The sequence below is a fragment of the Ruegeria sp. O4 genome, from assembly GCF_056535125.1.
The window spans coordinates 97056-109773 of record NZ_JBQERO010000007.1 but is presented as its reverse complement, the minus strand read 5'-3'; the positions used below and the strand labels follow the sequence as shown (position 1 = coordinate 109773).

The window sequence follows — 12718 nt, the reverse complement described above, 5'->3', positions numbered from 1 at the left end:
TGATCGGGGCGGACCCACTCCGCCCCGTAGGGAGTTGACTGGTTCAGAGCCCAGCCAACAATTCGTTCAGTGTTTGCTGACGTTTCTCCCACATCTTGATCACTTCATCGCGTGTCATGATGTGCATGGGCGATCCGCCGGCTTCCATCTTTTTCACCACACGATCGTTGGCGAACATCTCGGGAACCGTTTCCGCAAGTTTCTCGATCACCTCGGGCGGCGTTCCCTTGGGTACCATCACGCCCCGGAAATTGACCGACGAGTTGTCGACATCGAGCCCCTGTTCCATCATGGTCGGCACGTCGGGCAGGAACGCGTTTCGCTCAAGATCTGCGACACCCAGGATTTTGACGTTGCCCGCCTCTTTTGCGCGGAACGCATCCGACAGGTTGTTTATACCACCCATGACTTCGCCAGCAATTACCGCTTTCATGGCCGCCGCGCCACCACCTTTGGTCGGGATATAGGCCATCGTTGTTCCTGCAGCCTTGTCGATTTGAAGAGCCGCAATGTGGTGACCAACAAAAAGCCCAGCCCCGGACACGGTCAGCTTGCCGGGGTTTTCCTTGGCATATGCGACAACACCTTCCATCGAGTTGAACGGGCTGTCCGCACCAACCACGAAGACAGCCGGGTCAGCACCCCAGTTGGCGATGGGCTCAAAGCTGTCGACCGAATACTCGACCCCACCCTTAATAGATTGGGCGATGAAATGTGGAACATTGTAGGCAGCAAGCGTGTAGCCATCGGCGTCGGCCTGGGTTGCGAACCAGTTCCAACCCACACGCCCTCCGGCGCCCGGTTTGTTTATGATGGCGATTGGCATTCCCAGCGCGTCTTCATTCCCGGATGTCATGGTGACAATCCGCGCCTGAAAGTCGGTTGCGCCACCAGCGCCGTAACTGACCATCATCATGATTGGGCGTTCGGGATACTCCTCGGCAACCGCCGCGCCCGCCAGGCTCGTGAGGGCCAGTGCTGCCCCTGTAATCAACCGTTTCATTTGCGTTTCCTCCCTATTTTGGTTCATCCGCATCCCTTGCGGTCAGAACAGAAATTCCCTTGGTGTGTAGACTTGCAGAAGCATGGCAAAGAGCCCGTACATCACCGCCACAAAGATCGCTGTGATGACACCGCGCTTGACCCAGGTATTGGCTTCGGAATGTGGGTCTGGATCGTAAATCGACAGCAGAATGAAAAACGCGATTGCCGTTGCTGTGTAGAACCCCAGCGATTTGGACGCCCAGAAGACATAGATAAGGGTGACGAACAGGCCCGGCAGCATGTTGATGAACATCATGCGGGTCACGCCGTTGCCTACCTTGGACAATCCCATCAGCGCTTTGCCGAAGGTCCACCCTGCCAAAACCACAAAGACCGAAGCGATAAGACGCGGAAATAGAAATGCCTCGACCGGTTGCTGAGTAAAGCTGACCCAGGTTACCCAAAGTCCTACAGCAAAAACCAAACCCGACCCGATTATGTGTTGTGTGCGGTTCATGCCTGTGCCTCCTCTTTGGTGGTATAGCGCCGGTGGCGAAGTTCCATCCAAACCGAGTAGGCAATTGAGGCCAGTACAACGGCGATCAGCAGAAGATTCAATCCGCCCGTCAAGAAGTAAGAGGCTTTGCCGACGGTCGCGTCCGCGATCATTCCGCCCTGAATGAAGTTGGCTTCGGCAATCGGACCAAGGATCAATCCCAGAACCAACGGAGCAGCCGAGAATCCAAATCGTTCCAGAAAGAACATCCCGATGCCAAGGCACGCCATGACGTAAACATCCCCCATCGAACTCTGAACCGAGTAGGCGCCGAAGACCGAAAGGGCCAGAACAATGGCCGCCATGACCGATTGCGGCACCTGCGCGACACGCGCGGCCAGACCGGCAATGTATAGGCCGAAGACGCACATCAGGACCTGGCCGATCAGCATGGAGTTTATGAACGTCCACGCCACGTCCGGGTGGTTGTCGAACAGATCCGAGCCCGGGAAAATTCCGTGAATCAGCAGCCCGCCCAGCAAAACGGCTGCGGTTGGGCTACCCGGGATCGACAAGGTCAACAACGGTACCAGAGATGGGCCCACCATCGCATTGTTGGCGGACTCCGCGGCAATTACGCCCTCGGAATGACCCGTGCCGAACTTGTCCTTCTCGGCTGAAAACTTCTTACTCTGATCATAGGCAACCAGCCCGGCAATTTGCCCGCCAACGCCTGGGATCAGGCCAATGATGGAACCTGTCAGTGTGCCGATGCTTAGTGCTCGGGTACGGCTGAACAATTCTCGCAATGCGGCCATGATCGAATGGCGCTGAACTTCGATGACTTCAGCACCCGTGTCGTGGCGTCCCTTTGCAAACATCGTCAGCACCTGAGGGATCGCGAACAGACCGATCAGTGCCGCGATAATGTTGATGCCGCCGCCCAGTGCAGGGTGAAAGATAAAGCGTTGCGCGCCCATAATGTCGTCGAAACCGACTGTCGCCAGCCACAATCCGATACAACCCGATAGCAAACCTTTGACCACGGATGCAGAATCTAGCGTGCCGATCACAGTCACCCCTAAAATGGCCAGCCAGAACAGGTGTGAGGGGCCAAACGCCAGCGCCCATTTGGCCAAAACCGGTGTCAGAAAGATCAATAGGAGCACACCGAAGATGCCGCCAACCGCCGAGGCCAGAAACGACAGTTGCAGCGCCCGCGCCCCTTGTCCCTGCTTGGCCATGGTGTGGCCGTCCAGAGTGGTGGCAATATTGGCTGGAGCGCCTGGGATTTTCAGTAAAATTGCACTCACCGCGCCACCAGCAACGGTCGAGGTATAGGCGGCTCCCAGCAAGATCAGCCCCTGTGCGGCCTCAAGCTGGAAGGTGAACGGAATCAAAAGGGCAACCGCCATCGTTGGTGACAAGCCTGGTGTCGCGCCCAGGATCAGCCCTCCGATCGTGCCGCCCAAAAGCAGCAAGAACGACATCGGTGTGAACACATCCCCGAAGTAGTAAATGAATTCCATCCAGTGCCTCCCAACCCGTTTGTCTGCACTTTTGGTTTGTTGACAAATCAGGTTAGGGGATGAAAATAGTATTGCAAATGTTTTCATAAAATCGACCGGACAGGACGAAATTATGTCTAATTTTCAGCATGGTAAAGTCGATATCGTGGCAGTCGCAAAGGCCGCGAAGGTTTCACCGTCTACGGTTTCTCGTACCTTCAATCACCCTGATCTGGTCAGCCCTGCGACTCGCAAAAAGATCAACAGGGCAGTGCAGCGGCTCGGGTATATCCGCAATCGTGCCGCTCAAACAATGCATGGCAAACGGTCAGGAACGATTGGCCTGGTCGTACCAACTATCAACCATGCCATCTTCGCTGAGGTCATTCAGGCTTTTTCCGACTCTATCGACAAGGCAGGATTCAGCCTTCTACTGGCGTCGCACGGGTATGATCTAGATCGGGAATACGCGATGGTGCGCAAGTTTCTTGAACATCGCGTGGACGGCGTGGCATTGGTTGGCTTGGAGCATTCCGATGCCACCAATCGCTTGATCACGCAGCAGAAAATACCTGCACTTGCGATTTGGAACTACTCAAAGGATTCGGATCTTCCTTGTGTCGGGGCCGACAACCAGTTGGCCGGCCGTCTCGCAACAGAGCATCTGCTGGCCCTAGGGCATCGTGACATTGGGCTGATCTTTCCAAAGACCAATGGTAATGACCGCGCGCAACATCGACTTTCCGCTGTGCACGAAGCGCTACAAAATATGGGTGTCTCCGTTCCGGGCGAGCACGAATCTGAAGCTCCTTACAGCGTTTCGCAGGCCAAGCAGGCTGCGCTGAACCTTTTGGCGGAAACATCTCGACTTACGGCTTTGTTATGTGGAAATGACGTCATAGCGCAGGGCGCTTTGTTTGCGGCCCAGAAACTGGGGTTAAACGTTCCCGGCGATCTTTCAATTATGGGCATCGGAGATTTCAAGGGATCGGCTGATGTTGAGCCGGGGCTCACCACCATTCGAATCCCCGCCGAAGCCATCGGTAAACTCGCAGGTGACAAGTTCACCGATTACATTACGTCAGATGAGTCGGAACATTTTAAAATTTGCTGCGAGCTGGATTGTGTTGTTAGAGGAACAACAGGTCCAGTGTCAGTATAATAGTCGGCATTGCCAACTTGTTTGCACATTCAGAACGGATGTGTCGCAAACTATGAGGCCCGGTTGACGAACATGCGCGATTTGACGTTTTCCCCATCGAATAGTTCGTTAACAGATTTCAACATGATCTCATTAAAAGGCTGCCATCTCCTCAAAGATGCAGTTTTGTAAGCTGGGTACATCTATCAGTTCTGACACTAGTCCGACCCTGCGATAACAACTTCGATTTCATTTTTGTCGAGCATGGCCAGGATGTTGGCAGGAGGAACGCGGTCCGTATACAAAACATCAATTCCGGCCATGTTATGGAGAGATATCGGAGCCCGCTTGTTGAATTTTCCGCTGTCGGCTACGACGATGCGCACCTGCGCATTTTCAGCTGCAGCACGCGCGATATTGGCCTCTTCAAGATCATGAAGCATGAAGCCCAAATCGCCATTCACGGCTCCAACCGAGAACACTGCCAGCTGTACGTTGAAACGCTTCACAAGATCCAATGCCTCTGCACCGAAAGCACCCCCATCATGGGCACGCAGTTCTCCACCCGCCAGAAACACCCGGTTGTTGTTGTGCTTTGACAATGTGTAAGCGACGAAAACCGAATTTGTGACAACAAACAGGTCTTTGTGCTTCCGCAGTGCAAGCGCGACGTAAGCGGTTGTCGAACCAATATCCAGAAATAAGGAATCCCCGTCGCTTATGGTGTTTGCGACTGCCCGGGCTATTGCTTCTTTCGCATGCGCTTGCGTTCCCAAGCGGTTTTCAAAAGGTGGTTCTATTGCGTCTTCGCTAAGATGTACGCCGCCATGAACCTTCCGCACGATCTTGCGCTCTTCCAGTGCCTTGACGTTACGCCGGATCGTTTCATTGGAAACATTCAGTTTTTGAGCCAAGAGGCTGACCCTGCACGACCCGCCCGCATGTTGCAGCTCTCGAAGGATTTCTTCTTCGCGCTGATTTGTGGTTTTTCGTGGCTTTAACATGCGACCTCCTGAAAGGGGGATACGGCAGTCATCCCAATAAAACAATATTGCGCCCAATACGGTGCCATTCGGGGCTTTTTGTGTGAATTTTAACGAATTATCGTGGATAAGTGTGGTTTTTATTGACGTAGTTGTCAGGCTAGCGCAGCATGGAAGTGTAATAAACGAAAAACACTCAAAAAGCCACATTCAGGGAGCACAACATGATCAGGAAATTCAATACACTACACGCAATAGCATTAGTCGCTGGCGTAACTGCTTCGGCTTCTTGGGCCGCCGAATCGACGGACCCTATCAAACTGACGCTGCATGATTGGTCAGGACAGCTGATCAACACCAAGATAATGGGAGCAATCCTTCAAGAGGCAGGGTACAACGTTGAATATGTTCAGGCGGACTATATCGCTCAGTTTGCGGGCCTGAAGACAGGTGATCTACATCTGGCAATGGAAATCTGGGAAACCACCGGGCGTGAAGCGCTGGACGAAGCCACCGCCTCTGGCAACGTGGTGAACGTTGGTGAAACCGGTCTGATGGCGATCGAAGAATGGTGGTACCCAGCTTACATGAAAGACCGCTGCCCAGGCCTGCCAAACTGGGAAGCTTTGAAAGACTGCGCAGGGGAATTTGCCACCGCTGAAACCTCGCCAAATGGGCGCTATGTCGGTGGACCAGTGACCTGGGGCGGTTTCGACGACGAGCGCGTCGAAGCATTAGAGCTAGAGTTTGAAGTTGTCCACGCAGGCACGGATGCAGCGCTTTTTGCAGAACTGGAATCTGCATATCAGCGTGAAGATCCGATCATGCTTTGGGTCTATGTTCCACACTGGGCCCCGGCCAAATATGACGGCGAATTCGTGGAGTTTCCGCCATATTCGCCCGAGTGCTACAGCGACCCGTCAGTTGGTGTGAACCCGGATTTGGCCTATGACTGCGGAAAACCGCGTGGTCCGATCTGGAAGGCTGCTTGGGCTGGCCTGCAAGAGAAGTGGCCGGGCGCGTATGACATCATCGAAGCCTATAACATCAATAACGACGAGATGAGCGCCATGGTCGGCAAAGCCGATCTGGACGGTGTGGATATTGATGCAGTTGTCGCGGATTGGATGGAGACGAACAAAGACCGTTGGTCTGGCTGGATCTCTAAATAATCTGCTTGGCCGAAGCGGTTACCCCGCTCTCCTCTACCGCTTCGGTCTTTTTCCGTCTTAGTCCCGGACACCACTGATGACCCCCACAACAAAACTGTCCTGTCGAAACGTTTGGAAGCTTTACGGTCCAAACGCCGAGACCCTTCTGGCGCAAAATCCGAACCCATCGGCAGATGACATTCGAAATGCGGGTGTGATCGGAGCGGTACGCAACGCCAATATTGAAATCGTTGAAGGTGAAATCTTCATCATTATGGGCCTGTCCGGTTCAGGCAAATCAACCCTGGTTCGTTGTCTATCCAGGTTGATCGAACCCACGAGCGGAGAGGTTCTGTTCGACGACGCCGACCTGCTGCGCGCCAGCGAGAAAGAAATGATTGAAATCCGTCGGCACAAGATGGGCATGGTGTTTCAGCATTTTGCCCTGCTACCGCACCTGACCGTATTGCAGAATGTGATGTTCCCCCTGACTATTCAGGCTACGCCCAAACACGAAGCCGACGCAAAGGCGAGAGACGTGGTGGAACTGGTCGGCCTGAAAGGGCGCGAGGACTACTATCCACGAGAGCTCTCGGGTGGTCAGCAACAGCGTGTGGGCATTGCTCGATCGTTGGTGACAGAGCCCGATCTTTGGTTTCTGGACGAGCCTTTTTCGGCCCTCGATCCGCTGATCCGGCGCGAAATGCAGGATGAATTTCTGCGACTCCAGGAACGGTTGCATAAGACTATTGTCTTTATCACACACGACTTTGAAGAAGCCGTTCGCTTGGCCGACCGCATCGCCATTATGAAAGATGGTGAAGTCATCCAGATCGCCACCCCGGAAGAACTGGTGATGAATCCTGCGACAGAATATGTGGCTGAATTCACGCGCCATATTCCGCGCTCCAAGGTTTTGACGGTTGGTGGTGTAATGACCGTCGGCGCTGCAGGTGAAGGTGAGCCCATTGTGCAATCGACCCGCGTCTCGACCGTGGCGGAACGGATCATCGCCGCAGATGCACCAATTCCCGTGACAGACAGCAATGGTCTGGTTATTGGCGCCATTGATCGCAAGGCTGTGGCCCATGTGCTATTCGGTGAAGGGGACGCGGTATGAGCCGCCTGTCCCGCAGTCAGCTCATCATTCTGCTGCTTGTCGGACTCACGATCCTGCTGGGGTATTTCGGCAGCAACCTGGGAAAAGCGCTCGATGCGCGTTGGATCACCAAATTCCCGTCAGCTTGGGTCGTCCCGTTCAAAACTTATATCTCATCTGCAATGTCCTGGCTGATCGAGGATGCTGCAATCGGCCCAGTTTCGTTCACCGACGTTACCCGCGCTGCTGCTTGGTTGATAGAACAGCCCTATGACCTTGTCTTGTCCCTGCTGGCCGAGGGTTTTGTCACCGGGCAAGGCAACGATGCGCAAGTCATCCTACCTGCGATCAGCTGGATTGTGGTTATCACCGCCGTAATAGCTTTGGGACAGTATTGCCGGGACTGGGGGTTGGCGGCGTTGGTCGGCGGCTGTTTCACTTATCTGGCCGTTTTTGGCCAGTGGGACAGCGCGATGGTAACGCTTGCCTCCGTCCTGATTGCGGTGCCGATTGGCGCGGGCGGCGGGCTGTTGTTGGGGATATTGGCCTATCGCCACCTGACTTTCGATCGCATCATCTCGCCCATTCTGGACCTGATGCAGACAATCCCGATCTTTGCCTATCTGGTACCAATTCTGTTCATGTTCGGCTTTGGACCGATTTCGGCGCTTGTTGCAACTATCATCTATGCGACACCACCCATGGTGCGGATCACCACGCTTGCCTTGAGAGCCGTCGACCCCGAGATTTTGGACTTCGGGCGCATGGCAGGCACGACGCAAAAGCAGTTGATGTGGCGCGTTTTGGTTCCTTCCGCCAGCCACAGTCTGATGGTAGGCGTCAATCAGGTGATCATGCTGACGCTGAACATGGTCATCATTGCCTCGATGATCGGGGCCGGAGGATTAGGGTTTGACGTCCTTGCCGCGCTGCGCCGGCTGGACATCGGCGCTGGGTTCGAGGCCGGTATTGCCATTGTAGTTCTGGCCATTGCCGTCGATCGCCTAAGTCAGGCTTTTGCTGAGCGTATGGGGCAGGTACATCACGAGCTCCCCGGCTCGTGGATCACCCGCCATCGTCGGACAGTTCTGGTAATGATCCTGCTGATTTTGACCTGGGTTCTGGGACAGTTTTCACCCCTGTTGCTGGAATATCCTGAAAGCCAGACGATCACCACTGGCGGGTTCTGGGATGACACGGTCAAATACCTGAACATCAATTATTTTGACACGTTCGAGGCGATCAAGATCTTCTTCCTGACGTGGTTCATGATCCCGATCAAAACGGTTTTGCTGGGAATCCCATGGCCTTGGGCCATTGCCATGCTGACCTTGCTGGGTTGGCACGCAGGGGGCTGGCGGCTGGCGCTGCTGTGCGGAGGACTGGCGTCGCTGATCCTCGTGTCAGGACTGTGGGCCAAGGCAATGGTGACAGTTTATCTCTGCGGAGCCTCTGTGTTTCTTGCTACCTTGATCGGTGTTCCACTGGGTGTTGTGGCTGCACTGAACAAACGCGCCGGGACGGTGATCAACCTGTTGATTGATACACTGCAGACATTGCCCAGCTTTGTCTATCTGATCCCGGTTGTGATGCTGTTTCGCGTCGGCGATTTCACTGCGCTGATTGCCATAGTCCTTTACGCACTGGCCCCGGCCGTACGTTATGCGGCCCATGGCGTGCGCTCGGTCAGTGAGGAATTGATCGAGGCCGGATTGGTCTCTGGGTGCACACGCACGCAACTTCTGCGCCATATTCGCTTGCCCATGGCCCTGCCCGAAATCCTTTTGGGTATTAACCAGACCATCATGCTGGCGCTGTCCATGCTGGTTATCACCGCCCTCGTTGGCACCCGCGATCTGGGGCAGGAAGTCTACATTGCCCTAACAAAGGCTGACACTGGTCGAGGTCTGGTGGCAGGGCTGTCCATCGCATTCATTGCCATCATCGCTGATAGGCTGATCAACGCAAGCGCTCGTCAGGCACGCATCCGCTTTGGAATGGAGAGTTGATATGACCCAATCCGACCTGATGACCCGCATTCGCAAGCTACCGATCTGGCAGGGCGAAATCAAAGCCACCCCGTTGACGGGTGGGATTACAAATGTGAACTACAAGGTCACTGACAGCAGTGGATCCTATGTGGTGCGTGTCGGTGACGACATCCCTTTGCACCAGGTGATGCGCTTCAACGAACTGGCTGCCAGTAAGGCCGCCCATGCTGCAGGTCTGTCACCCGCTGTAGTGTTTTCGTCCAACGAATTAACAGTGCTGGAATTCGTCGAAAGCCGCACTTTGACCGAAGAGGACATACGCGACCCCAGTATGCTGCCGCGGGTGCTGGAGCTCGTGAAAGCCTGCCACCTTGAAGTGCCCAAGCACCTGCGCGGACCGTCGCTGGTGTTCTGGGTCTTTCATGTCATCCGCGACTATGCCGCCACTCTCACCGAGCGTGGAAGTTCGCATAAGGGCCTGATCCCGGAACTTGTGCAAATTGGAAATGACCTGGAAGCCGAGGCCGGGCCGTACGAAATCGTGTTTGGCCATAACGACCTGCTTTGCGGCAACTTTCTGGACGATGGCACCCGCCTGTGGCTGATCGATTTCGACTACGCGGGCTTCAACTCGCCATTGTTTGATTTGGGTGGGCTGGCCTCGAACAACTCTCTTTCCAATGAACAAGAGGACTGGGTTCTGGAAACCTACTTTCAGGCACCCGTCACCAACCAATTGCGTCATCGCTATACGGCGATGAAATGCGCCTCGCTGCTTCGTGAAACCATGTGGAGCATGGTGTCCGAGATCACCTCGGATATCGACTTCGACTATGCAGCCTACACAAGTGAAAATCTCGCGCGGTTTCGCACGGCCCTGACCGATTACAAAAACACCTGAGGACAGATATGACCGACCTTCCAAATACAGCCAAAGCCGTCATCATCGGCGGCGGCATCATCGGCTGCTCGACCGCCTATCACCTTGCCAAGCTCGGTTGGACCGACACGGTGCTGCTGGAGCGCAAAAAGCTGACTTCGGGCACCACATTCCATGCTGCGGGTCTGGTGGGGCAGCTGCGTTCGAACGCCAATATCACTCAGCTGCTGGGATATTCAGTCGATCTGTACAACAAGATTGAAGAAGAAACCGGTCTGGGAACGGGTTGGAAAATGAATGGCGGTTTGCGTCTCGCCTGCAACGAGGAACGCTGGACCGAGGTCAAACGGCAGGCCACCACAGCCCATTCCTTTGGTCTGGACATGCAGCTGCTAACCCCGAAGGAAGCGCAGGATCTTTGGCCGCTGATGGATATCGGTGACGTCATCGGCGCGGCGTTCCTGCCCACCGATGGGCAAGCAAACCCCTCGGACATTACCCAGGCGCTGGCCAAGGGAGCGCGCATGGCAGGCGCGAAGATATTCGAGGATACCAAGGCCACCGATCTTGAAATCGAGAACGGCAAAATCCGCGCCGTAATCACTGAACATGGCCGTATCGAATGTGAAAAGGTGATCGTGTGTGCCGGTCAGTGGACGCGCGATTTTGCCGCCAAGTTCGGTGTGAATGTGCCGCTGGTGCCAATGGAACATCAGTACATGGTCACAGAACCATTTGGTGTACCCGGTGATCTGCCTACCCTGCGGGATCCCGATCGGCTGACCTATTACAAGGAAGAAGTTGGTGGGCTCGTCATGGGCGGTTATGAGCCGAACCCGATCCCGTGGGCGGTGAATGGCATACCTAAAGATTTCCACTACACCTTGCTCGACAGTAACTTCGACCATTTCGAACAGATCATGGAGCTGTCGCTGGGCCGGGTGCCAGCGTTGGAGACCGCGGGGATCAAGACCCTAACCAATGGTCCCGAAAGCTTCACTCCGGATGGCAACTTCATTGTAGGTGAAGCACCAGAGCTGAAGAATTTCTTTGTTGGTGCTGGTTTCAACGCCTTTGGCATTGCTTCTGGCGGTGGCGCCGGAATGGTGCTGGCAGAATGGGCCGCCAAGGGCGAGCCGCCCTTTGACCTGTGGTCCGCCGACATTCGCCGTTTTGGCCGCCCGCATTTCGACACCGATTGGGTTCGCACCCGAACAGTCGAAGCATATGGCAAACACTACACTATGGCCTGGCCTCATGAAGAACACGAGTCCGGCCGCCCCTGCCGCAAGTCACCGCTGTACGATACGCTTATGGATCAGGGCGCTTGCTTTGGTGAAAAACTGGGTTGGGAGCGTCCAAACTGGTTTGCCGACGCATCGCTGGGTGAAACGCCCAAGGACGAATACAGCTTTGGTCGCCAGAACTGGTTCGCTGCTGTTGGCCGTGAACACAAAGCGGCCCGAGAAGCGGCAGTGCTGTTCGATCAAACATCATTTGCCAAATTCGCGCTGAAAGGCCCGGACGCCTTGGCGGCGATGAACTGGATTTGTGCCAATGATGTGGACAAACCGGTGGGTGCGCTGGTCTATACCCAGATGCTCAATGACAAGGGCGGAATTGAATGCGACCTGACCGTGGGCCGTGTAGCACATGATGAATTCTACATTGTCACTGGTACCGGCTATGCCACCCACGATTTTGACTGGATCAGCCGAAATATTCCGGACGGGCTGAACTGCCAGCTGTTCGATATCACCTCCTCGAACGCAGTGTTGTCGCTGATGGGGCCAAAAGCACGAGATATTCTGGCGGCAGTTACCCGTGATGATGTCTCGAATGACGGGTTCAGGTTTGGCACGATCCGGACAATCGGCATCGCGGGTTGCCCGGTCAAGGCGCTGCGGGTGACATACGTGGGCGAGCTTGGCTGGGAACTGCACTTGCCTGTCGAATACGCGCAAACAGTCTATTCCGCGCTGATGGAAGCAGGGCAACCGCAAGGGCTGGTTAATGCGGGCTACCGCGCAATTGAATCTCTTCGGCTAGAAAAGGGTTACCGCGCCTGGGGGTCTGACATCGGGCCCGATCACACGCCGTTTGAAAGCGGTCTGGGATGGGCTGTGAAACTGCGCAAGAACATAAACTTCAAGGGTCGCGCGGCAAGCGAGAAGCAAAAGGCCGAGGGCGTCAAAAAGATGCTGGCCTGCTTCACCGTCGACCCCGATGTGGTGCTGTTGGGCCGCGAAACGATATACCGGGATGGAGAACGGGTGGGTTGGCTAACGTCGGGAGGCTATGGCTATACAACCGGTAAATCCATCGGTTACGGCTATGTCCGAAATCAGTTCGGCGTCGATGCAGATTTTGTTACGTCCGGCACGTATGAGTTGGAGGTTGCGACCCAACGTGTCTCCTGCGACGTGACACTTCAACCGCTTTACGATCCCAAAATGGACCGTATCAAATCATAACACAAACTCCT

The 12718-nt window shown here is 55.0% G+C and carries 10 protein-coding genes; 6 read left to right on the top strand and 4 right to left on the bottom strand.

What is annotated here, in order from left to right; translation table 11 throughout:
* Positions 1–43: 43 nt before the first annotated feature.
* Genes ACR0J7_RS10685 through ACR0J7_RS10675 form a run of 3 tightly spaced genes read right to left on the bottom strand, consistent with a single transcriptional unit; the run spans position 44 to position 3009 of the window.
* Positions 44–1003, bottom strand: coding sequence for a Bug family tripartite tricarboxylate transporter substrate binding protein (locus ACR0J7_RS10685; protein ID WP_480483461.1), 960 nt, complete (start codon positions 1001–1003; stop codon positions 44–46).
* 42 nt (positions 1004–1045) lie between these two features.
* Positions 1046–1501 carry a tripartite tricarboxylate transporter TctB family protein gene (locus tag ACR0J7_RS10680; RefSeq protein WP_480914196.1) on the bottom strand — a complete coding sequence of 152 codons (456 nt, stop codon included), beginning with the start codon at positions 1499–1501 and terminating at the stop codon, positions 1046–1048.
* Complete coding sequence (locus ACR0J7_RS10675; protein ID WP_480546023.1) at positions 1498–3009, bottom strand: tripartite tricarboxylate transporter permease; 1512 nt, start codon at positions 3007–3009, stop codon at positions 1498–1500. Before ACR0J7_RS10675 ends, ACR0J7_RS10680 begins: the two co-directional genes overlap by 4 nt.
* Positions 3010–3121: 112 nt before the next feature.
* Between ACR0J7_RS10675 and ACR0J7_RS10670 the strand changes: the two genes are divergently transcribed.
* A complete protein-coding gene (locus tag ACR0J7_RS10670) occupies positions 3122–4150 on the top strand; it encodes a LacI family DNA-binding transcriptional regulator (RefSeq protein ID WP_480483467.1) in 1029 nt (342 codons plus the stop codon).
* A 197-nt stretch (positions 4151–4347) separates the two neighbouring features.
* Here the strand turns inward: ACR0J7_RS10670 and ACR0J7_RS10665 are convergent, their stop codons facing one another.
* The gene (locus ACR0J7_RS10665; RefSeq protein WP_480899708.1) at positions 4348–5322 is read right to left on the bottom strand and encodes a DeoR/GlpR family DNA-binding transcription regulator; all 975 of its coding nucleotides are present in this window, start codon (positions 5320–5322) and stop codon (positions 4348–4350) included.
* Positions 5323–5336: 14 nt separating this feature from the next.
* Here ACR0J7_RS10665 and ACR0J7_RS10660 point away from each other — a divergent pair, with 14 nt between their 5' ends.
* From ACR0J7_RS10660 to ACR0J7_RS10640, 5 genes are all read left to right on the top strand, one after another.
* Positions 5337–6284 (top strand): ABC transporter substrate-binding protein, encoded by a 948-nt coding sequence (locus tag ACR0J7_RS10660; RefSeq protein WP_480559044.1) that lies wholly within the window; start codon positions 5337–5339, stop codon positions 6282–6284.
* A gap of 76 nt (positions 6285–6360) precedes the next feature.
* Positions 6361–7383 (top strand): quaternary amine ABC transporter ATP-binding protein, encoded by a 1023-nt coding sequence (locus ACR0J7_RS10655; RefSeq protein WP_480546022.1) that lies wholly within the window; start codon positions 6361–6363, stop codon positions 7381–7383.
* Positions 7380–9371: an ABC transporter permease gene (locus ACR0J7_RS10650; protein ID WP_480773824.1), complete on the top strand. Its 1992-nt coding sequence runs from the start codon at positions 7380–7382 to the stop codon at positions 9369–9371. The genes ACR0J7_RS10655 and ACR0J7_RS10650 overlap by 4 nt, the downstream gene beginning before the upstream one ends.
* Position 9372: 1 nt before the next feature.
* Positions 9373–10254: a phosphotransferase gene (locus tag ACR0J7_RS10645; protein ID WP_480914191.1), complete on the top strand. Its 882-nt coding sequence runs from the start codon at positions 9373–9375 to the stop codon at positions 10252–10254.
* Between the two features lie 8 nt (positions 10255–10262).
* Complete coding sequence (locus tag ACR0J7_RS10640) at positions 10263–12707, top strand: GcvT family protein (RefSeq protein ID WP_480914189.1); 2445 nt, start codon at positions 10263–10265, stop codon at positions 12705–12707.
* The last annotated feature ends 11 nt before the right edge of the window (positions 12708–12718 follow it).

Excerpts from the sequence above, each read along its gene's own strand:
- ACR0J7_RS10685 (WP_480483461.1), bottom strand. The coding sequence starts at position 1,003 with ATGAAACGGTTGATTACAGGGGCAGCACTGGCCCTCACGAGCCTGGCG.
- ACR0J7_RS10680 (WP_480914196.1), bottom strand. The coding sequence starts at position 1,501 with ATGAACCGCACACAACACATAATCGGGTCGGGTTTGGTTTTTGCTGTA.
- ACR0J7_RS10675 (WP_480546023.1), bottom strand. The coding sequence starts at position 3,009 with ATGGAATTCATTTACTACTTCGGGGATGTGTTCACACCGATGTCGTTC.
- ACR0J7_RS10670 (WP_480483467.1), top strand. The coding sequence starts at position 3,122 with ATGTCTAATTTTCAGCATGGTAAAGTCGATATCGTGGCAGTCGCAAAG.
- ACR0J7_RS10665 (WP_480899708.1), bottom strand. The coding sequence starts at position 5,322 with ATGTGGCTTTTTGAGTGTTTTTCGTTTATTACACTTCCATGCTGCGCT.
- ACR0J7_RS10660 (WP_480559044.1), top strand. The coding sequence starts at position 5,337 with ATGATCAGGAAATTCAATACACTACACGCAATAGCATTAGTCGCTGGC.
- ACR0J7_RS10655 (WP_480546022.1), top strand. The coding sequence starts at position 6,361 with ATGACCCCCACAACAAAACTGTCCTGTCGAAACGTTTGGAAGCTTTAC.
- ACR0J7_RS10650 (WP_480773824.1), top strand. The coding sequence starts at position 7,380 with ATGAGCCGCCTGTCCCGCAGTCAGCTCATCATTCTGCTGCTTGTCGGA.
- ACR0J7_RS10645 (WP_480914191.1), top strand. The coding sequence starts at position 9,373 with ATGACCCAATCCGACCTGATGACCCGCATTCGCAAGCTACCGATCTGG.
- ACR0J7_RS10640 (WP_480914189.1), top strand. The coding sequence starts at position 10,263 with ATGACCGACCTTCCAAATACAGCCAAAGCCGTCATCATCGGCGGCGGC.